Origin of the sequence: Cerasicoccus arenae (assembly GCF_014651635.1) — a bacterium.
Classification (GTDB): domain Bacteria; phylum Verrucomicrobiota; class Verrucomicrobiia; order Opitutales; family Cerasicoccaceae; genus Cerasicoccus; species Cerasicoccus arenae.
Window position 1 is genome coordinate 38,585 of record NZ_BMXG01000025.1, and the last position, 20,363, is coordinate 58,947.

General features: G+C 55.0%; 22 protein-coding genes. 6 read left to right on the top strand and 16 right to left on the bottom strand.

Annotated elements, in window-relative coordinates; all coding sequences use genetic code 11:
• The 11 genes from IE065_RS15835 to IE065_RS15885 are packed head-to-tail and all read right to left on the bottom strand — an operon-like array spanning position 1 to position 10,679.
• Positions 1–1,179, bottom strand: coding sequence for a LysM peptidoglycan-binding domain-containing protein (locus IE065_RS15835; protein ID WP_189516861.1), 1,179 nt, complete (start codon positions 1,177–1,179; stop codon positions 1–3).
• A gap of 11 nt (positions 1,180–1,190) precedes the next feature.
• Positions 1,191–2,498: a Mur ligase family protein gene (locus IE065_RS15840; protein ID WP_189516863.1), complete on the bottom strand. Its 1,308-nt coding sequence runs from the start codon at positions 2,496–2,498 to the stop codon at positions 1,191–1,193.
• A 1-nt stretch (position 2,499) separates the two neighbouring features.
• Positions 2,500–3,600, bottom strand: a complete 1,101-nt coding sequence (gene mraY, locus IE065_RS15845; RefSeq protein WP_189516865.1) for a phospho-N-acetylmuramoyl-pentapeptide-transferase — start codon at positions 3,598–3,600, stop codon at positions 2,500–2,502.
• Positions 3,594–5,000 (bottom strand): UDP-N-acetylmuramoyl-tripeptide--D-alanyl-D-alanine ligase, encoded by a 1,407-nt coding sequence (locus tag IE065_RS18125; RefSeq protein WP_200163139.1) that lies wholly within the window; start codon positions 4,998–5,000, stop codon positions 3,594–3,596. Before IE065_RS18125 ends, mraY begins: the two co-directional genes overlap by 7 nt.
• Positions 5,000–6,571 carry a UDP-N-acetylmuramoyl-L-alanyl-D-glutamate--2,6-diaminopimelate ligase gene (locus IE065_RS15860; protein WP_200163140.1) on the bottom strand — a complete coding sequence of 524 codons (1,572 nt, stop codon included), beginning with the start codon at positions 6,569–6,571 and terminating at the stop codon, positions 5,000–5,002. Before IE065_RS15860 ends, IE065_RS18125 begins: the two co-directional genes overlap by 1 nt.
• Entirely contained in the window at positions 6,568–8,349 is a 1,782-nt protein-coding gene (locus IE065_RS15865) for a peptidoglycan D,D-transpeptidase FtsI family protein (protein ID WP_189516867.1), read from the bottom strand. Before IE065_RS15865 ends, IE065_RS15860 begins: the two co-directional genes overlap by 4 nt.
• The gene (locus tag IE065_RS15870) at positions 8,346–8,867 is read right to left on the bottom strand and encodes a hypothetical protein (RefSeq protein ID WP_194500049.1); all 522 of its coding nucleotides are present in this window, start codon (positions 8,865–8,867) and stop codon (positions 8,346–8,348) included. Before IE065_RS15870 ends, IE065_RS15865 begins: the two co-directional genes overlap by 4 nt.
• A gap of 17 nt (positions 8,868–8,884) precedes the next feature.
• Entirely contained in the window at positions 8,885–9,022 is a 138-nt protein-coding gene (locus IE065_RS17915) for a hypothetical protein (protein WP_194500050.1), read from the bottom strand.
• A gap of 4 nt (positions 9,023–9,026) precedes the next feature.
• Entirely contained in the window at positions 9,027–9,998 is a 972-nt protein-coding gene (rsmH, locus tag IE065_RS15875) for a 16S rRNA (cytosine(1402)-N(4))-methyltransferase RsmH (RefSeq protein ID WP_229792142.1), read from the bottom strand.
• The gene (locus tag IE065_RS15880; protein WP_189516871.1) at positions 9,979–10,182 is read right to left on the bottom strand and encodes a hypothetical protein; all 204 of its coding nucleotides are present in this window, start codon (positions 10,180–10,182) and stop codon (positions 9,979–9,981) included. The genes rsmH and IE065_RS15880 overlap by 20 nt, the downstream gene beginning before the upstream one ends.
• A 38-nt stretch (positions 10,183–10,220) precedes the next feature.
• Positions 10,221–10,679, bottom strand: a complete 459-nt coding sequence (locus IE065_RS15885) for a division/cell wall cluster transcriptional repressor MraZ (RefSeq protein ID WP_189516873.1) — start codon at positions 10,677–10,679, stop codon at positions 10,221–10,223.
• Between the two features lie 187 nt (positions 10,680–10,866).
• Between IE065_RS15885 and IE065_RS15890 the strand changes: the two genes are divergently transcribed.
• Entirely contained in the window at positions 10,867–11,643 is a 777-nt protein-coding gene (locus IE065_RS15890) for a TlyA family RNA methyltransferase (protein ID WP_189516875.1), read from the top strand.
• A gap of 87 nt (positions 11,644–11,730) precedes the next feature.
• On the opposite strand, the gene IE065_RS15895 is transcribed toward IE065_RS15890, so the two are convergent.
• Positions 11,731–12,543: an SHOCT domain-containing protein gene (locus IE065_RS15895; RefSeq protein WP_189516877.1), complete on the bottom strand. Its 813-nt coding sequence runs from the start codon at positions 12,541–12,543 to the stop codon at positions 11,731–11,733.
• Positions 12,544–12,770: 227 nt separating this feature from the next.
• A complete protein-coding gene (gene rpsU, locus IE065_RS15900) occupies positions 12,771–12,971 on the bottom strand; it encodes a 30S ribosomal protein S21 (RefSeq protein WP_189516879.1) in 201 nt (66 codons plus the stop codon).
• A gap of 210 nt (positions 12,972–13,181) precedes the next feature.
• Here rpsU and IE065_RS15905 point away from each other — a divergent pair, with 210 nt between their 5' ends.
• Positions 13,182–13,910, top strand: a complete 729-nt coding sequence (locus IE065_RS15905) for a TrmH family RNA methyltransferase (RefSeq protein WP_189516881.1) — start codon at positions 13,182–13,184, stop codon at positions 13,908–13,910.
• Between the two features lie 3 nt (positions 13,911–13,913).
• On the opposite strand, the gene IE065_RS15910 is transcribed toward IE065_RS15905, so the two are convergent.
• Positions 13,914–14,861, bottom strand: coding sequence for a hypothetical protein (locus IE065_RS15910; protein WP_189516883.1), 948 nt, complete (start codon positions 14,859–14,861; stop codon positions 13,914–13,916).
• A gap of 61 nt (positions 14,862–14,922) precedes the next feature.
• On the opposite strand from IE065_RS15910, the gene IE065_RS15915 reads away from it, so the two are divergent.
• Positions 14,923–15,762, top strand: a complete 840-nt coding sequence (locus tag IE065_RS15915; RefSeq protein WP_189516885.1) for an MBL fold metallo-hydrolase — start codon at positions 14,923–14,925, stop codon at positions 15,760–15,762.
• Between the two features lie 149 nt (positions 15,763–15,911).
• The gene (locus IE065_RS15920) at positions 15,912–16,409 is read left to right on the top strand and encodes a ferritin (RefSeq protein ID WP_189516887.1); all 498 of its coding nucleotides are present in this window, start codon (positions 15,912–15,914) and stop codon (positions 16,407–16,409) included.
• Positions 16,410–16,645: 236 nt separating this feature from the next.
• On the opposite strand, the gene tal is transcribed toward IE065_RS15920, so the two are convergent.
• Positions 16,646–17,617, bottom strand: a complete 972-nt coding sequence (gene tal / locus IE065_RS15925) for a transaldolase (protein ID WP_189516889.1) — start codon at positions 17,615–17,617, stop codon at positions 16,646–16,648.
• A 76-nt stretch (positions 17,618–17,693) separates the two neighbouring features.
• A complete protein-coding gene (locus IE065_RS15930; RefSeq protein ID WP_189516890.1) occupies positions 17,694–18,116 on the bottom strand; it encodes a DUF423 domain-containing protein in 423 nt (140 codons plus the stop codon).
• Positions 18,117–18,326: 210 nt separating this feature from the next.
• On the opposite strand from IE065_RS15930, the gene IE065_RS15935 reads away from it, so the two are divergent.
• Entirely contained in the window at positions 18,327–19,196 is an 870-nt protein-coding gene (locus IE065_RS15935) for a TorF family putative porin (RefSeq protein WP_189516892.1), read from the top strand.
• A 114-nt stretch (positions 19,197–19,310) separates the two neighbouring features.
• Positions 19,311–20,363, top strand: a 1,053-nt coding sequence (locus tag IE065_RS15940) for a 3-dehydroquinate synthase family protein (RefSeq protein ID WP_189516894.1), incomplete at its 3' end; no start/stop codon positions are given.

A 20,363-nucleotide genomic window follows, 5' to 3' on the forward strand; every position in this document is an offset into this window, starting at 1 on the left:
TTAATTTGCGGGGGATTGAACGACTGGTGCGTTCTCAATATCAAACTCGTCAATTTCTACGACCTCTTCAGTGAACGGTACCGAAGGCTGAATCAGCAGCGGCGGATTCGTGTTATTGCCTGATACTGGTGGTGTAATCTTTATCGTCGGCTTTGGCGCGGGGGGTCCAACTGGCTCCAGCCCGGTCGGAATCGAAAGCACTTGACCAACACGCAGACGACGTGGGTCCGAAATCCCGTTGGCCACCATGATGTCCTTGACCGGAACACTGTAGCGCTTGGAAATGCCACCCAATGTGTCACCGCTGGCAACGATATAAGTGACCTCTCCGTCAGCGTTTGGCACTCCAACCACAGGCGCGACTTCAGGCTCACCTTGTGGAATCAGTAGTGACTGGCCCACATAAATACGGTCGCTGGCCAGACCGTTGGCACTGATAATTGCGCGAACGGTCGTGTGGTTCCTACTGGCAATACCTGATAGGTTATCTCCAGATTTCACCGTGTACTGCGTGCCTTCCTCATCAATAATAGCAGAGGAATACTGTGGTCCTTGGCTAACTACGGGGACCGAAACCTCACCATCTGAGTCAGTGGGAATGATGATTGCTTGACCGATTTTAAGCTGGTTCGCCGATGCGCGGGTGAAACCATTGACGGCCATCACATCACTCAGGCTTGCGCCATTTTCTCGGGCTATCTTCGAGAGCACATCGCCTTTCTTAACAATGTAGGTCTTGCCGGCCGACGTGGATCGGCTCGAATACGTCGAAGCAGGTGGAGCTAAAACTGTCGTTTTTGTGGGGCGCACGGTGTTAAAGCCAGCCACGCTGCTGTCCTCGATCGGACCACTCGGCAGTGGGTCAGCAACATAGGCCTCAGTGATACGCTCTTCGGCCACAATCACCTTGGGCTGCGCGGAGTCGCTAATATTCCAGTCCGGCCGGGTGGGTGGGTAACGAGTCTGGCCGCCAGACTGACTGGCAACGGCATTCGGGCGAGATGGTCCACCTGCCGGACGGTATGGCTGCTCCTGCACATGACCGGGCTCACCAACTGGCTCTGCAGCGGCGGCGTTCGTATGACCGGTTTCCGAGGCGCAACCGGGCCCGACAAACATCGCAGTAATTACTACCGCATGCAGGCCGAGGACGATGGTGAAAATATGGGCGAGTTTCATAACAATTTTATTTACGGTTTGACGCATTGGGTGACGGTAGTTGCTGGCGTCGCGCCCTTCAAACTCAAAACCGCTCGCCTGAAGCATTCACCTCGGTCGGCATAGCTGGTAAATTGGTCGTGGCTCGAAAAGCCCGGGCTTAGTAGGATATTGCCCCTATTAGGGTGATGTACCCAAGCGTCTTGGACTGCACTTGTAAGCTCTGGTGAGCGGTGGACCGTGACCCCGGCATTGCTCAGGGCCACCGATAAATCAGCCGCGGATTCTCCAATCAGACATGCGTAATTGATTTTAGGCGCAATGCGTTGCGCAAATGCTGTAATGTCTCCGCCCTTGCGACGCCCCCCCCCTATCCAGACAACTGGTCCGTCCATTGCAGCCAACGCGGCCTCAGCAGCATGAAAATTTGTCGCCTTGGAATCGTCCCAGAAACGCACGCCATCGTATTCGGCTATCAGTTCCAGTCGGTGCGCGGGTAGATCAAAGTTGTAAGCGGCCTGCTCAAGTATCGATAAATCCAGGTGCTCCGACTCCCAATAGGCGCGGGCAAGCCCGTAATTTTCCCGTTGGGGTGGCCCGGCGAAAGGACTGCCCGCCGGAGACGAAACACCAGCCTCGTCGACCACAATGGTGTAACTCGGCAAAACAAATCCCAAACGATCAGCCCATTCCACCACGCTCCGACCAACAATTAAACGAGGACGACGTAGCCGCTCGATTAACCGCCATTTGGCCGAGAAATACTGTAACATCGAGCCGTGACGCTCTAAGTGATCTTCAGCAAAATTCGTCCACAACACAGCCTGAGGACGCAATGCGCGGAGACCCTCCGCTTGAAAAGAACTGACTTCGCATACCGCAACCGTGTGCTCAGCGCCACCAGTTTCAAAGAACCGTGACAGCGGAAAGCCTACATTGCCCGCCGCAAAGGAGTCCGTCCCCGACTGCTTGAGGGCGTGGACAAGGAACTGGGTAAGCGTGGTCTTGCCATTGGCACCCGTAACGGCGACCAATGCACCTGGCCAATAAAGCGAAGCAAAATCGAGCTCGCCATAAATGTCGGCGCCAGCTTGCCGCGCGCGCTCCAACCACGGATGGTCAGGCTTGAATCCCGGACTGTAAATTACAAGGCGATGATGCTGGGCATCCCGTTCGGTGAAATCTGTTTTCGCACTATGTGCACCCTTTTCGTCGAAGAGGTTTACCCATGCGCCTTGGCTCCGCAGCAGCGCCTGTGCCCCCTTCCCACTCACACCGGCACCCAACACAGCGGCTGGGCCGTCATGTAGATTGGGAAGCTGATTGGTGAGCGTTGACATGTTAACGGATCTTGAGTGAGGCCAGACCGATGAAAGCGAAAATCAGCGACAATATCCAAAAGCGAATCACGACCTTGGATTCATGCCAGCCAGCAAGTTCAAAATGATGATGGATCGGTGCCATCCGGAAAATGCGTTTGCCAGTAAGTTTGAACGAACCGACCTGTAAAATGACTGAAACCGCCTCCATCACAAAAATGCCGCCGACAATGATTAACGTGACCGGTTGGTGCACCATGAAGGCGATTGCGCCGATCAGTCCGCCGAGCGCCAGCGAACCAGTGTCGCCCATAAAAACTGTCGCTGGGTGCGAATTATGCCAGAGAAAGGCCAAGCTACCGCCCACAAGCGACGTGCAAATAACCGCCAGCTCGCCCGTCCCCGGTATATAGCTGAGCAAAAAGTAATCGGCAATTATCCGGTTGCCCGAAGCATAGGCCATTAGTGCGTAGGTAATCGCCACGGTGACGGTACAGCCGATCGCCAAACCATCGACCCCGTCGGTCAGATTGATCGCGTTGCTCGAGCCTGCCAATACGAAGAAAAAGAAAATAAACGCGAACCAAAGCGGCATCGATTCAATCAGCGGAAACTTGTAAAACGGAACCCAAAGCTGGACCATCTCGTTGCGCGTCTCAGAGTTGCCCAATAACAAGCCAAGTGCGAGGAAGGTCAATAACGCCTGCCCAGCCAATTTCCACCGACTAGCCAGCCCAGCACTGCTTTTTTTCGTTACCTTCAGATAGTCATCGAAGAAACCAATCGCGGTCAGCCCAGCATAAACAATAAGCGCCGTGATGACATAAACATTGGGCCGCGCCCAGAGAATTGAGCTGCCCGTAACGGCGGCAAAAATCATCAGCCCGCCCATTGTGGGCGTGCTTTTTTTACTCGCATGCAGCGCGGCCAGCTTGCCAACTTCACTTGCGTTGCGAAGCGCCTGCTCGGCCTTGAGCCGACGTAAACGATCAAAAATATGCGGTGCGATAATGAAGCCAACGCACAACGCAGTCGCGGCGGCCATCATCATACGAAAGGTGATTGATCCGAAGAGGCGAAACGGTCCCCACAGATGCTCCAAATGCTCCAGATAAACTAGCATGCTGCGGCCTCCTTTTGCTTCAGTACACCCGCAGGTAAAAGAGCTTCCAACGCATAGGCCCGGCTACCCTTGAGGAAGAGTGCTCCAGAAAAACCGTCCACGGCGTCATGTGCGGAAGCTGTATCGATGGCCAAAGTCAATTGCGCGGGCTGGGCACCTGCTTCGCGTAAACCGTCGGCATAAGCTTCCCCTTCGTCGCCAACCAACACCGCACGATCCTCTGGCCGGAAGGTTAGCTCAGCACCTACTTTTCGATGCATAAGTTCGGTCGAATCTCCGAGTTCTTTCATTCCACCGAGCACGTAAAGGCGTGGCATTTCAGGCGGCGTAAGAGCAGCAAATGTATCGAGTGCATCGCGCATCGAGGCTGGGTTGGCGTTGTAGCAATCCACGTAGTAAAGGTTATCTTGAAAATGGTAAACGGCACCGCGGTCTGCGCCAGGCTGCCAGGTGAGCAAACGCTGCTCGATACTTGGCCATTTTGCGCCGCAACGTATCGCAGTCAGCACAGCAAGAACGACGTTGGATACCATACCAGAAGTCAATACCGCGTTGATGACAAACTGGCCTGCGAACAATGCGGAGAAAATCTGCACGCGCGTAGTTTCGCCTTCACGGAAAAAGCGAAAACAACTGCGGTACTCCGTATAATCTAAAGCTGGCGATTCCTCGCAAGTTTCGCAGACGGCAAAAATCTCTCCAGAAAAATGATGAAAGGCCTCGTATTTCAGACAGTCCCCCCCACAGAACAGCGATGCGCCCGGCACCGCAAAACGGATAAGCTCAGCCTTTTCGTGGGCAATATTTGCCATGCTCCCGAGTTTTTCCATATGCGCTGGGCCAATCATGGTCACCACAGCAAAATCAGGCGCAATCATTCCGCCAAGCACCGTCATTTCGCCGGGCTGATTGATGCCTGCTTCGACCACCGCATACTCGTGTTTATCGGGATCAATCGAAGTCAGCGTCAGCGGAACCCCGAGCGTGTTGTTGAGATTTTTCTCCGTCCTCAGGCACGAGGCACCGAGCAGGTGTGCGAGAAGATCCTTGGTCGAGGTCTTGCCGCAGCTCCCCGTTACACCAATCACCTTACCGGAAAACGCATGACGGTGTTGGTGGGCAATAGTCTGAAAGGCCAGTAGCGAATCCTCAACGACTAATTGCGGAAAATAAATATCCTCCCGTGGGTTGCTTACGAGAGCAGCAGCCGCACCCGCGTCTCGCGCCGAAGCGAGGAAATCATGGCCGTCGCGCTGTTCCGTTTTGAGCGCAACAAAGCAATCGCCCGGTCGAAGCTTCCGGGTGTCGTGGCAGAAGCCACGGATTTCCGTGTTTGGCTGGGCCCCCATCCACTGGCCCGTGGTCCATTCGGCTAGCAGTTGGGGCGAGAAGGCTGGCATCAGTGGGGTCGGAGTTTTTTGAGATTGAGCAGCTCCCGGGCTACTTGACGGTCGTCAAACGGGAGAACGGTGTCAGCAAATTCTTGGTAGGTTTCGTGGCCCTTACCCGCGATCAGCACACAATCTCCCGGCTGGGCAGCCTCAAGCGCCAAGCTGATTGCGCGACGGCGGTCATCAACGAATTCGATGCGGTCTGCGTCAGTCACGCCAGAGCGCATGTCGGTGAAAATCGCCTCTAACGCTTCGCGACGTGGGTTGTCGGCAGTGGCCCAAGCAAAGTCTGCCTGCTCTTGGACAGCGGTCGTCATCAATGGGCGTTTTTCGCGGTCACGGTTGCCGCCACAGCCAAAGACAACAAGCACCCGTCCAGGGGTAATTTCACGCAGCATCGTCAAAGCGTTACGGAGCGCATCGTCGGTGTGGGCGTAGTCCACAAGGACGGGAAATGATTGGCCGGCGTCGATGCGTTCCATCCGACCGGGCACACCAGGAAAAGTTTCGATGCGCGGCAGCAGGGAGCCAATATCGCGCCCCATCGCAGCGCAAATAGAGAGCGCGGCGAGCAAATTACTGATATTATATTTCCCGGCCAATTCAGTGGAGATTTCGGCCTCCCCCTGCCCCCACGTCAAGGTGAACACGCTACCAGTTGGTGACAGTTTGATGGCGGTGGCACGAATTTCGGCGTCCTCGCTGACTCCAAAGGTAATCACGCGGGTCTTCGCTTCCAGATCAGCGGCCAATTTTCGACCGTGCGGATCATCCACATTGACCACGGCAACCTCCGGCTTGTTGCCCGTTTCACCCGTGAAAAGTCGTTGCTTAACGTTGTAATACTCCTCCATTGACTCGTGGTAGTCAATGTGGTCCTGAGTCAAATTTAAGAACGCGGCCACGGGCAAACGCAGCCCACGCACGCGCTGTTGATCAATAGCGTGTGAGCTGACCTCCAAAACGGCGGAGTGACAACCCTCGATCCGCATCTGGTCGAGCATCGAATAGATATCGACGGATTCGGGCGTGGTTTTATAGCTGGGCAGCGTGCGGCGACCTAAATCATAACGCACGGTGCCGATCAGGCCGACCGTGCTGGGCACATCCGCCAGCAAATGCTGGGTGAGCATGGAAACCGTTGTCTTGCCGTTGGTCCCCGTAATCCCGACTAGCTCCAAGGCACGGTCCGGATGATCAAAGAAACGTCCTGCAATTTCAGCTAATGCGACTCGAGCGTCTTTAACATGCAAGTACGGCACGCTCAGGCGGGAACCCGGCGGACGTTCGCAGACAATGCCTACGGCACCGCGGTCAATCGCTTCTTCTACGTAAAGTGAGCCACTGGTGTTTGCACCATCGATTGCGAAGAACAAAGCACCCGGCGTCACACGACGGCTGTCAGTGATCAGGCACGTAATGGGCACATCGCTGTTCCCCGAAAATTTAATCTGCTCCACGCCGTGGATCAGTGCGCGCATGGTGCGCTTGGCCGCCATAGCGCCGCCAGATCCTGGACCATTGGTCCGCATCGTCATTCCCCAGCTAAGGGTGTTTTCCAGAGAAGCAAATCCGATCATCGTAAGTCCTCCGAGAGGGCCATTAGTGGGCTTTCCGGCTCCGGCGGAATGCCGAGATGCTGGATACAGTGTTCCGCAATATTCCGAAAGACCGGTGCCGCCACCACACCGCCATAGCCGACACCGCGCAATTGCGGGTCATCGACCACGACCGTTATGACTAGACGCGGGCTGGACTGCGGAAAAAATCCCACAAATGAGCCTACATGATGTTGGCTGGAATAGCGACCATCGACGATCTTTTGCGTCGTGCCCGTCTTACCCGCCACGCCGTAGTCTTCGATTGCAGCATCCTTGGCCGTGCCCTCTTTACTCACCACTTTCGCCAGCATATTCGTGAGCTGAGTAGCTGTGTATGAGGACACCACGCGCGTCCGAGCATCCGGAGAAAATTGAACAATCGTATTTCCGTTTTCGTCAAAAACCTCGCGAACGATCTGCGGTTTCATCAGCACGCCACCGTTGGCAATCGCGCTCATGGCGAAGTGCACTTGCATGGGCGTCGCACTCACAGCGTGTCCCATTGGCAGGCGTGTAATCGTCAAACCGTCCCACTTTTTAACGGGGTGCAAGATGCCGTTTTCCTCTAAATCAAGAGGAAATCCGGTTGGCGAGCCGAAGCCAAAGCGCTGAGCATAATCATAAAGACGATCTTCACCCAGCTCCAGACCGAGCAATGCAGCACCGCGGTTACTGGACTTGATGACAATATCCGACACGCTTAATTCGCCCAAAGCATGGGAGTCGCTCGGCAAGCGCAGAGTCCGTCCACGGTATTCTACAGTGGGTTTCGAGCAGTCATACATGCTTTCCGGCGTCACAAGGTCTTCGTTCAGTGCGGCGGACGAGGCAACGATCTTAAAGGTCGAACCTGGCTCGTAAATATCGCAGACAGCTCGATTGCGCAAATTATCTACCGGAGTGCTCCAGAACGTGTTCGGGTTGAAGGTCGGGTAATTTGCCATGGCAAGTACCTGCCCGGTGGCAACTTCACTCACGATCACAGCAACGCCCTTGGGCTTGTATTGCTCAACCACTTTCGCGATCTCCTGCTCCACCTTGTGCTGGATGTTCAGGTCGAGCGTCAATTCCACGTTGAGACCAGCGCGCGGCTCAACCTCACGCGAACTGAATTGTGAAAGCTCGTGGCGACGACCGTCTTTTTCCGACTTCCGCCAGCCATCTTGCCCTGCGAGGTAAAAATCGCAGAAGCGCTCAATACCAGACACTGGCGAGTCCTCTTTATTAACAAAGCCCAAAACATGCGCGGCGAGGGTCTCCGATGGATAAAGCCGCTCGTATTTGCGATTACCGTAAACAGCCTTAATTTTGAGCGCCATGACAGCGTCGTAGGTCTGTTCGTCGACAGAATCCGCCAGCTCAGCCCAACGCACGTTACGAATTTCGGGGCCGTTCGGGCCGTTAACGGTCCGCAAGCGTTGCTCAAATTTGTCCCAGACTTCTTGCGGGTCCAAACCGAGCAAGCTGGCGACTTCAGGCGCACGCACCATGTCTTCCGGCTGAACCGACTCAGGGTCCACACCGATTTCATACACAGCCTGTGTCGAGGCCAAGAGATTCCCACGCCGGTCAACGATGTTACCTCGACGGGCTTTAATTTCCTGAAAACGCTCCCGGTTTTGCTCTACGATGCGCGCCAACTTCTCGCCCTCGACGAGATGCAGGTGAACGAGGCGTCCGAGCAGGACGACGAAGCACGCGAAAATGACGACGGTAAGAAAGGCGAAGCGAATTCCAGAAACGTAAGCGCGGTTCATTGTGATCGAGTCCGGCTGGCCGACTCGTTAACGGTTGATAGAGCAAGGTCGAAAGAAATGGACAACGGTGACTCCTCCGCAGACGCAGCAGGTGCGGCAGCAGCGGTCGCAGGAAACTCAATCGTAGGCTTCACGGTACGAGCAGTATCCGCGACGGCGATCACCGCGGGAGTTGAAGCTGGAAGCGTTGGGTCCTGGTAGTCCGCTGGCACCAGCGGCTGGGCACGGGGCATCCACACAATCTGGTCTGGATTAGTTGGACGCAGATTGGTTGGCGCACGCGATGTCAAGTATTGCGGACTGTGAGCTTTGGCAATCCGGGCCTCCAACGCAGCAGCTTGGCGTTCGGCCTGAGTAATTTCGGTATGAATAGCCTGGGTTTCTTGAGCACTCTTCGCCACGCCCTGACGCAACCACACCACGCCAAACGAGCCTCCGGCGGCGACGACTAAGGTCAGCAGCCCGAAGGTGAATGCGGTGAAACGGCAAATTTTGATATTTTGCGTATAGTGGGTCATGGCGAAAAGTGGTTGATTTAACGTTGTTTCCGACGAGCGGACAAAGCGACGAACCGGCGCGACACACTCCGCCGAAGTCGGCGAAAGTTGAGTTGCGAGGTAGAGCGGCGCTTGAGCATATCCCAAATGTGATCTGAATTAATGGCAGTCTTCATAGCCTCAGCATTGAGGAGAGAGCAGCTTGCGGACGGCCCGGAGTTTGGCCGACCGACTGCGAGGGTTGGCGGCGATCTCCGCTTCCGAAGCGGTGACCGGTTTGCGGGTGAGCCGATCCGCGAGCTGAGTTCGCTCGTCTTGCGAGCGGGAGTCACGGCCATGCTCGGGACGTCCAGTGACGCGATTAAAAAATCGCTTCACCAGGCGGTCTTCCAGGGAGTGGAAACTGATAACGGCTAGCACGCCTCCCGGCGCGAGTGCCTCGAAGGCCTTAGGCAAAACTTCCTCAATCGCGCCCAGTTCATCGTTCACGGCAATGCGGATGCCCTGAAACGACTTGGTCGCGGGGTGGATGCGTTCGCCACGACGCTGTGGGCCGATGGCAGCCGCGATCAACGCGGCCAGCTTGGCCGTGGATTGCAGTTGGCCGGAGCCTCGCGCATCAAGAATGGCGTCGACCACCCGGCGCCACTTGAGTTCTTCACCGTGGTTGCGGATAGCGTGGACGACGTCCTCGCGGTTGGCGGTTTCAAGGAACTCGGCAGCAGACACGCCTTGACGCGGGTTCAAGCGCATGTCCGCGGGCGCGTCCTCGCGAAAAGAGAAGCCTCGCTCAGCCTGGTCTAACTGAAAGGAGGAAACGCCGAGGTCCAAAAGAACCCCGGCGAAACCCGTTTGCGTTAGTTTGTCCAGTTTGCGGAAATTAAGATCAAAGAACGAAAATTGGTCAGGAAAGCGCTCCCGAAGACGTTCGGCTCGCTCAGCAGCGGCCGGGTCGCAGTCTAACCCTGTCACATGAATGCCTTCGCCAACTTCGAGGAGAGCGGTCGTGTGCCCGCCGCCACCAAAAGTGCCATCTAGATACCGACCGGGCTGCATGGGCGCAAAGCACTCAAGTACCTCGCGAAGCAGCACGGGCAGGTGTCCAGTCATTTGGCGAAGGAGTGTGGGGCCACTAGCGAAGGTGCAAGACATGGGCGAGGACTCTCCATCCACGCGCCGATACCTTTATAGAAGGCTCTTCACGGGCTGACCCTTCGATAAAGGGTAAGTCCTGACGGGCAAGCGGGCGGCGCGGCTGGTCAAATTCCCAGTCGGTAGGTCCTGACCGTTGGCGGCCCAAGACGCCGGCGTTGTAGAGTTGTTTGCTGATTTTCATGTTCGGATGTTCGGTTAAAACTGTGCATTGGATTTGGTTTAGAAGCCCAGATCGGCGAGGATGTCGCCAAGATCGCCGTCTTCCTCGTCGGCATCCGCCACATAGGCGTCGTAGCGATCGGGTGACCAGAGCTGAAAGAAATTTACGGTGCCCACCAAGACCACCTCCTTGGAGATGTCGGCGTGCTGGAAAAGGCGATCGTTGATGTTGATGCGGCCGCTCTTGTCGAAAGAGAAACTATCAGCCGATCCCAACAGACGCGTAATGGCCCGACGCCCCTTCTTATCACCGATGCTGATCTTGGAGATTTTCTCCTTCAGCTCGGCAACCATTTCAGGCGGATAAACCGTCACGCAACCCGCAGGATCGGGGAACGCCAAGTAGGTCTGCTGCTCATCACCATCGCTCCGCCACTTAGACGGGACCGTGAGCCTCCGCTTGGAGTCCAGATTGTGTCTGAACTCACCTGCATATAGGCCCTGGTTAAAATCGATCATGGTGAAAAAGGAAGAAACATCAGCTCCACTCTCTCCCACAAGACCCCACTTTGACCCACTCGTCAACGTTTTTCTATTCGTAAATCTATCATCCGTAACGATTTTGGTGCATTTGGGGGCTGATTTTTGTGAATAACCTGCTAATTACGGTGAATAACTCTCTCATTATAGCAATTCACTCTTTCCCATGGCCTCCCCCCCCCCCCCATCCCACATTCGCGCCGACGAATTACTACTTTCACAAGGTGAAGTGGATTCCCGCGCTGTGGCCCAACGCCTGATCCGCGCCGGTAAAGTGCTGCGGTCTGACGGATCAGTCGTCAACAAGCCTAGCCAGAAGCTTCCCGAGGACGAACGACTAATCATCTCTGAGCCCATACGCTTCGTTTCTCGAGGCGGCGACAAGCTGGAGGCCTGGTTCCAAGCCTTCCCGCTGGATATCACAGAAATGAATGCGCTCGACGTGGGAGCCTCCACGGGCGGCTTCACGGACTGCCTGCTCCAACGCGGCGCGGCGCACGTCACCGGAATAGATGTGGGACACGGCCAACTCCACCCCCGCCTCGATGACGATCCACGTGTTGTCAGTCTGGAAGGAATCAACGCGCGCGCACTGGACGAAGTGGAACTGCCGCACGAAACCTACCCACTGGTCGTCGCGGATCTGTCCTTTATCTCTTTAAAGAAGGTACTCACGCCAGTCTGGAACCGCGTTGCCCCCAATGGGCGGATTTTTCTTCTCGTCAAGCCGCAGTTTGAAGCACCCAAGGAAATTGTCACCCGCACCAAGGGCATCATTCGAGATAAAGCTGTCCGTGCAGACGCACTGGCCTCGGTTCGGGATTACGCCCTTTCCTTGCCTGGTGCGATACTCATCGGTGAGCTCGAATGCCCCATAGCCGGCGGAGACGGTAATCGGGAGTATCTGATCGGTCTGCAAAAAGCCGCCCAGCCGTCAGATTAAGCAGGGCAATCCCTAAAAAAAACAGCGGCCAATGAAGAACATCGGCCGCTGTTAAAAAGATCGTTTGTCAGAAACTAAATCAGGAACTTACTCCGAGATATCACCCAAGTCCATAATCACAGGCTCTGATTGTGCCTTGGCAGGATCAGCCTTGGCCTCATCGACAGGCGGAGCTGGTTTGACTGGAGCTGCTTTGGATGGGCCAGCTTGCTCCACTGGCACACTGTTCACTGCTGGCGACTGTGGCGTAGAACCAGACTTGATAACAGGCCTACGCAACTCGTCATCCCTTGGGTTCTGATAGGTAACAACGCCGTCGCGGTCCTTAGTCCATTTAATATCGTTGCTGTCTGTGATCATTTCCACGCCGGGAGCAGGAGCAGGCGCAGTAACTGGTACCGGCGTTGGTGCAGGTGCAGGCTTTAAGACAATGCCCGTATCGCGGGAGGAGCCGGAAGAGCTTTTCATACTGCGGGAGAGCATACCATAATCAATAGCCCCAGCCTTAGCAGCAGGGGGGGGAGGTGGAGGGGGCGGAATATCAATGACGGTCTCCTCATACTCCTTGATCATTTTATTATCGACGACCAATTGAGCAGCGTCGGATTTTTCCTCCGTGTATTTTTCGGCGCTGGCGTTAACCGTGTGGGTATCCCCTTTGGCTTCACGCAGGGCGATGGCCATATCATCTGGCGTTTTGTAACCCGTGCGCTCGAGCTGAGCGATTAGCGCTTTTTTCTTTTCGCGGTATTCCGGCCAAGACAATTCGCCGTTCCAATACTGCTCTTTGAGCGGTTTGAGCGCGTGTTCGCGCTTCCACCAGTTATTAACGCCAGTGCAACCACTGAAGCACAGCGCCGTAAGCAAGATCCCGAATGCAATCCCGTGGAATGATTTCATGACAGCAGATTATTTTTAAGTTGAAGCATCCGGGCATGATAGCGAGCCCGTTGCAACCGGAGCAGTTCGTCTTTAAGTGTCTAGGAGCTAATAAGATAAACGCAAGCTCGCTGTCGGTAGAACCGCTCTTTTTACGAGCATTTGTCAATCAGTCCCTTTTTTGAGACATAAAAAAACCGGCACAGACTAGGTCTGATCCGGTTTTTTAAAAAGCAAATGCCAGAAAATTACATACTTTCGTAGCGCTGACGAAGCATGTTGCTGAACGCTGCAACCTTACGTTTGCGACGACGCACCTCACAAGGCTTCTCAAAATAGCGCTTGGCGCGGACATCACGGATGACGCCCTCGCGGTCGAGTTTCTTCTTTAAACGGCGGAGCGCCTTTTCCATGGGCTCGCCTTTACGGACTTTGACATCAACTGGCATAGGTGTTTGAAAGTGTTTGTGTGGGAAAAAGGAGAGGATAAAGCGCCATCCTGGCCACTGCGTCAAGGACTAATTAATGACGATTTGCGAAAGATAAAAGACGTACTGAGAATAACGAATTGCGAATCTGGACGTAGCAGAGAACGATCATCCCCCATTCGCCAATAGTCGCAATTCGCGTTTTGCGATTCATAATTTCCAATTCAACCTATGCCCAATCCCGTTCTGGACCCCCTCCCCGACTCCTTGGTCGACGCCCTCGAAGTGCTGCCCCGCGATGCGCTGGCGGCGTTACGCGAAGAATTAATCGCCGAACGCGCCCACCCGCGTCGTCTCACTGAAATGCAACGCGTGCTCGGCGAACGCACCCGCTGGCTGAGCGTTGTTCTGGAAGACATCTATCAACCCCATAATAGCTCTGCCGTCCTGCGCACCTGCGAATGCTTTGGCGTGCAGACCGTCCACGTCATCGAAATGGAGCGCAAGTTCAAGGTCAGCAACCAAGTCGCCATGGGCGGTGCCAAATGGATCGACCTGGAGCGTCACGCCGACACCACCACTTGTCTCGATCAACTCCGCGCCGGGGGCTACCGCCTTGCCGCAGCTACCCTGCGCGAAGACGCCATCCCGCTGGACGCCATCCCGCTAGACAAGCCACTCGCCGTTCTGATTGGCCACGAACGCAAAGGTTTAACCGAGGAAGCTCACGCCGAAGCCGATATCTGGTTTCGTCTGCCAATCCACGGCTTCACGCAAAGCTACAATCTCTCCGTTTTCAGCTCACTGTGCCTCTACGAACTCACCCAACGCCTCCGCGCCAGTACCCTCCCCTGGCGGCTCAGTGACGAGGAACAGGAACGCACCCTGACACGCTGGCTCTGCCAGGACGCCAAGTCCGTACAATACACCGCTCAAGGGTGGCTGAGAAAACACTCTTAGCCGTCAATCCCGCCGAGAAACTGTGCTCATCTCGCTGATTTGCACGTGAAACACCTCGCGCTGCTCGTTCGTTATTATGAGCGTATCGGCATCGAGAAACGCCACAGCCTCAGCCTGCCCGGCGCGAATCGGCATCCAAGAGACAGCTCCCTCAAATATACGCGCGCCGTCGCTCGTTGGCGGAGTGAAAACCCAAACGCCAGAATACGAGAGCACCGCCACACGTTGGCCGTCGTTCCAACTCGCCGCCCCGGTAACCATGCCGCGGAGGTTTCCCTGGGCCAGCAGGGTCAGTGCGTTGGACTCCGTTTCGTCGCGCGAATCCAGTCGGTAAAGGGTCGTCATCGTGTCGTCGCGGTGTTTGGTCAGCAAATAGATTTTCCCCTGGGCGACAAACATGGCCTCGCAATCGTAATTCTTCTCCTCTGGCGGGAACTCTTTTTGATCTGGAAAATGAAAGATCCAGCGGGCCGTTGCATCGGCGGTGGTTGCTGTCGCCGGATCTGGCATCGGCACTTGGTAGATAGACAAGTCGCGGCGATGATTATTGTTGTTGCCGAAGGCACCGATCAGCAAATTGCCACGAAAGTCCTCCGCCAAGTCCTCCCAGTCCACGTTACGCGCATTAGTAATGACTACACCGCTCTTGCCTGCTTGGCCGACCAGTTTGCCATAGGCGTCGATTGCGAAAACACGCGCCCGGTCACCGCTATCGTTTTGTGTCCAGAAAACGCCTGACTCGCTTGCTTGCGCCAAACCGGAGGATTCGTTGATAACCGATGGCAGCTTACCCGCCACCTTAAGCGGGACCGGTCCCCGTCGCGGCACATCAAAAAACACATCACGCGTCAATGGCTCCGGTGCTCCCGAAATCACCGCAGTTGGTGCCTCGGTGTTTGTGCAACCAGCCAAAATCCCCCCAATGGCGAGCGCCAGTATCATTGTCTTCATTTTATTCATCAGTCTTGCGGGAAGACTGGACAACGCGACAACCCGCGCAAATCATTTCGCTATGAGAATCCCCATCGAAGACGCACTCGAAGATGTTATCGCAAAAGCTCAATCCGGGCTGGGCCTCTCCGACGGTCAGCTCGACGAGCTATGCGGCATTGACCGCGACGCTATCCGCCGTTTGCGCCGAGGCAAATTTGACGCTGCTGTGGTACGAGGCATTGCGCCAAGCTTGGGTCTTTGCACTGACGCCCTCATTGCGCTAGCTGAAAAGTCCTGGTATCCTGACCCGATTGAGGTTGAGGGGCTCGTCTGCGTGAACCTGCCCTACCCGATCCCCAGCTACCCTGAAATGTCCGTCAACGCCTACCTGATCGGAGACCCCGCCAGCGGCCAAGCGGCCGTTTTTGACAGCGGGGCCGACGCCACACCCTTGCTCGACGTCCTCCAACGCAACGGCTGGACGCTTCAATCCATTTTCCTCACCCACACGCATGAAGACCACATTGAGGCCTTGCCTCAGCTCAAGTCAGCCCTCGTACCGGGCGGCAGCGTTTACGTCCACACCAACGAATTGCTTCCGGGCGCACAACCCCTCCGCGACGGCCAGGTCTTTAAAATCGGCGAACTGGAAATCCTTGCCCGTGAAACCAGTGGACACTCACCCGGCGGCACAAGCTACGTTATCCAAGGGCTGGCGCGCCCCATCGCTGTAGTAGGCGACGCCCTCTTTGCCGGATCAATCGGCGGCGTGCGCGCCAACTATCCTCTCGCGCTAAAAATGATCCGCGAACGCCTCCTTTCCCTGCCTGCTGAGACCGTGATTTGCGCGGGCCACGGTCCGCTAACCACGGTGGGTAACGAACGCAGCCGCAATCCCTTCTTCGCAGCTAATTCCTAAGCACAGATAAATCAACAACACCGCATTTAGGCCAACAAGACGCCTTAGCCAATAAAGGATGTAAGCTTACGAAAAACCGCGAAAAGATTTGGCACCCGCCAGCAATACGCGTACCGTTAACGCATTGAACGTTAACCCAACTTTTTATTATGAAAATTAGCGACTCCGTGGCGGCGGCCATCAATACGCAAATCAACAACGAGCTCACTTCTTCTTATCTCTACCTGTCGATGTCGGCGTGGTTCGAGACGCAGCCCTATCCAGGCTTCGCCCAGTGGATGCTCAAGCAGAGTGAAGAAGAACGCGTTCACGCGATGAAATTTTTCGGCTACCTCAACGACCGAGGCGGCGTGGTCAGTCTGGAAGCGATTGCTCAACCGCAACCAACCTTTTCCAAGCCACTGGAAGCATTCAAACTTGCTCTTCAAAGCGAAGAAAAGACCACCAACCAGATCCACCACATCTACGAAGTTGCCGACGAAGCAAAGGATTACGAAACCCGTCATTTCCTAAGCTGGTTCCTGCAAGAACAGGTCGAAGAAGAAAAAACCGCCTCGGATTGGGTCCAAAAACTCACCCTCGCAGGCGAACACGTCAACGCCCTCTTCAACCTCGATCACGACGCCGCCACTCGGCAAGACATCTAGCACCGAACAAGATACGGTCTTTTTTTAGCAAGAGATCGCAGAGAACGCAGAGCTTACTTATAAGGCTACTGCAATCTTTGCGGTCTCTTGTTTTTTTATCATCTTGCTCTGCTCCCTCCGCGACCTCCTCTTAAAACCATATCTGGCCATAGCAAAAGCCCCTTTTCACCGGACACAAAAAATCCCGGGCCATGATGACCCGGGATTTATTATAAATATATGCGTCGAACGACTCCTTACAGAGCAGCAACGATCTTGTTCTCCAGCTTGACGATGTCTTGGCCGAACTTGCGAATGCCTTCGGACAGCTTTTCCGTCGCCATTTGATCTTCGTTGAGCATCCAGCGGAATGCCTTCTCGTCGATGTCGAGCTTCTCGATGTCAGCTTCCTTCGCGGAATCAGCACAGAGCTTTTGCTCCAGCGTGCCTTTGTTGGCGGCCAACTCAGCAAGGAGCTTAGGGCTAATGGTGAGCAGGTCGCAACCTGCCAGCTCAATGATTTCGCCGGTGTTGCGGAAACTTGCGCCCATAACCTCCGTCGCGTAACCGAACTTCTTATAGTAAGTATAGATCTGCTGGACGGACTGCACGCCTGGGTCTTCGGCACCTGCGAAGTCCTTGCCCGTGTCCTTCTTATACCAGTCGAGGATACGGCCGACAAAAGGCGAAATGAGCTGTGCGCCAACTTGCGCTGCACCGACGGCTTGTGCCATGGAGAAGAGCAGCGTCATATTACAGTTGATGCCTTCCTTCTTAAGGATTTCTGCGGCCTTAATGCCCTCCCAAGTCGAAGCGAGCTTGATTAGGATACGTTCGCGGGAAATGCCGTTCTTTTCATAGAGGGCGATAATTTCCTTGGCGACCGAAACGCTGCCATTGACATCAAAGGACAGACGGGCGTCGACTTCGGTCGAAACGCGGCCTGGAACGATATTCAGAATTTTCGAACCAAAAGCGACGAGCAGGTCGATCATCACCTGGCGACTCAGGGCGTCACCAGTCAGGCTGGAGCCCTTGTTGTCGGCAATGGCTTTATCAAAAAGAGGGGCGTATTCGGGCATCTCGACCGCCGTGTAAATCAGGGTCGGATTAGTCGTCGCGTCCTGCGGCTGATATTCTTTCATCGACTCGAAATCACCGGTATCGGCAACCACCTTGGTGTATTGCTTCAGGGATTCGAGTTGGTTCGAGGCTGTTTGGGTGCTCATGATTATGATTTTTTATAGATAAGGCAGTATGGCCGTTGTTGTTGTTCAAACGCCAGCGTGTCCCTCTAAGATGAGATCATTGCGCGTGGGACTTCAACCTTTTAGCAGCAAAAACTGCCAAAATACCCCAACCAGCCAGAAAACATGCACCCCCCAACGGCGTAACTGGGCCTAGCCATTTTGGGCCACCCAACGCCAGCCAATAGAGCGACCCGCTGAAAAGGACCACACCCACTCCGAAAAACCACGCCGCCAAACCAATGGTGCGACCACGAGACAGCTCCACTGGCCGAAACGACAGCGCCAGCAGCGCCAATGCATGCCAGAACTGGTAGTCCACCGCCGTCTTCCAGACATCGAGCATGTCGTGAGATTCGAGCGTAGCTTTGAGGCCGTGAGCTCCAAAAGCACCCAGTAGCACAGATAGAAACGCAAAAACAGCCGCCGCCAAAAAAATGCGCGGAGAGCAGTTAAGAGTTGAACAATTATGGTCAGACATACAGATATTCATTGGTTTTCGGGAAAAAATGGCCGTAAACAAGCCATTTATGCCAATATGGGAAACATTCCATGAGAAACGGCATACGACATGCTGAAAGATAACTCGAAAAAAAACTTGAAATTTTGAACGTTTTTTGGAAATGTTCGTCTTGCTGAGCCTAACCAGCTCATAAAACCTAGCAAACAAAACCTAACTGACACACATATCATGAAAAAGACCATCGCGACTATCGCCATCATCGGCGCCGCAACGGGTGCATCTGCTGACTTCCTCAGCGATCTGTCCATCAGCGGTACCTTTGATTTCGAAACCGAATACGTCTACCGCGCTTCCAAGCTCGCTGACCAATCTTTCCAACCTAGCGTTGAGTTCGGCTACCCAGTTCTGGGCGGCGACCTTTATGCAGGTGTTTGGACCAACCAACCGATCACTCCAGCTACCACTGCAATCACCGTTGGTGGTATTCCAGTCGGAACAGCTCGTGCCGGTATCGGTAACGAAATCGACTTCTATGCTGGTTATGCATACCCAGTGACCGACATCTTCACCGTTGATCTTGGTGCTACCTATTACTGGTACCCTGAGTCGGCTGGTGCTGGTGCCATCAACCACACCACTGAAGTTTATTTCGGTGTGTCGGCTGACGTCCTCCTGAGCCCTGCCGTTTATTTCTACTATGACTTCGACCTCAAGCAGACTCTGGTTGAGCTTTCGATCGGTTATAGCCTGGACCTCGGCGAGTACCTCGGTGCTGAAGGCCTGTCCATCGACACAGGTGCATACTTCGGTCTGCTCAACACTGGTGACACATCAGGCGGTTCCGCAACCAACTTCATCCTGAATCCACCAGTTGCTGGCTTGACTGCACCTGTTGATAACAGCAATGGCTACACCTACGGTGGTGTAACTGGCGACCTCGTTTATGCATTCAGCGAAAATGTCTCCGGTTCCATCGGTGTTCGCTGGTCCATCAACAACGACGGCGACAGCGGCACATTGGCTGGCAACGGTCCTGCGAACTTCTTCGGTTCCGCTTCCCAGGTCTGGTTCGGTTCGACCCTCGGCTTCTCCTACTAATATAGTAGTTAGCTGAGTTTCGACTCAACACTTTCAACCCGCGCTGGTCTTCCAGCGCGGGTTTTTTCTTTTCCCCATGCTCGAAATGCATTTTGCTGTCCCGCTTTCCCACTCATGAGCGACACTCCTTCCAACGACTCCCCCATCCGCAAACTCATCGTCGAACTCGGCGACCGCAGCTACCCGATCTGGATCGGGAGCGATGTGAGCGAGATGCGAAATCAGGAGCTTGATCAAGCCGGAGAAGGCGCGTTGCTCATTGACCAGCAGCTAAAAGATGGATTCCAGCTAAAATCCGGCTTCACCATTCCCGTCTATCCAAACGGCGAAACAGCAAAATCAATGAAGCTGCTTGGTGAAATCTACGAACACCTGGCCACCAATGGCATCGGGCGTGATGGATTCCTCGCCGCAGTCGGTGGCGGAGTCACCGGTGACCTTGGCGGATTCGCAGCTGCCAGTTACTTGCGTGGCATTGATTTTTACCAGATCCCCACGACCCTCCTCGCCATGGTCGATAGCTCTGTAGGTGGCAAGACCGGCATCAATATTTCCGCTGGCAAAAACCTAGTCGGCGCATTCTGGCAGCCCCAAGCAGTCTATATTTCGACACAGTATCTTCAGACGCTTCCAGCCTGGGAATTCTCCGCTGGCATGGCAGAAGTCATCAAATACGGCATGCTCTACGACCCCGCGCTTTATGATCAACTAACGCAGTTGGAAAAGCCGCTCGCTTGGGATCATCCAGCGCTACCCGACGTCATTTACCGCTGCTGTGAAATCAAAGCTGAGATTGTCAAAGACGACGAAAAGGAAACGGCTGCCACTGGTGGACGCGCATTATTGAACCTCGGCCACACCTTCGCTCACGCCATCGAGAATGTCGCGGGCTACGGCACTTACTTGCACGGCGAAGCCGTCGCAATCGGCCTTGTCCTCGCGGCCCGTCTTTCCGAAGAACTCACCAAGGCCGGACGCCCCGGCTTCAGCATTACCAGCGAAGACGTCGCCAGTGTAACGGATTTGATAGCACGTTATCATTTACCAACCGACCTACGCTCCGTCCTCAAACGCCGCAGTCGCGTGGCAGATTACACTTGGGCAAAGACAGCTCCAGCATCCCCCCCCGCCGCTACCGCCGAAGACTGCCCCCCTGACGCCCCCCCC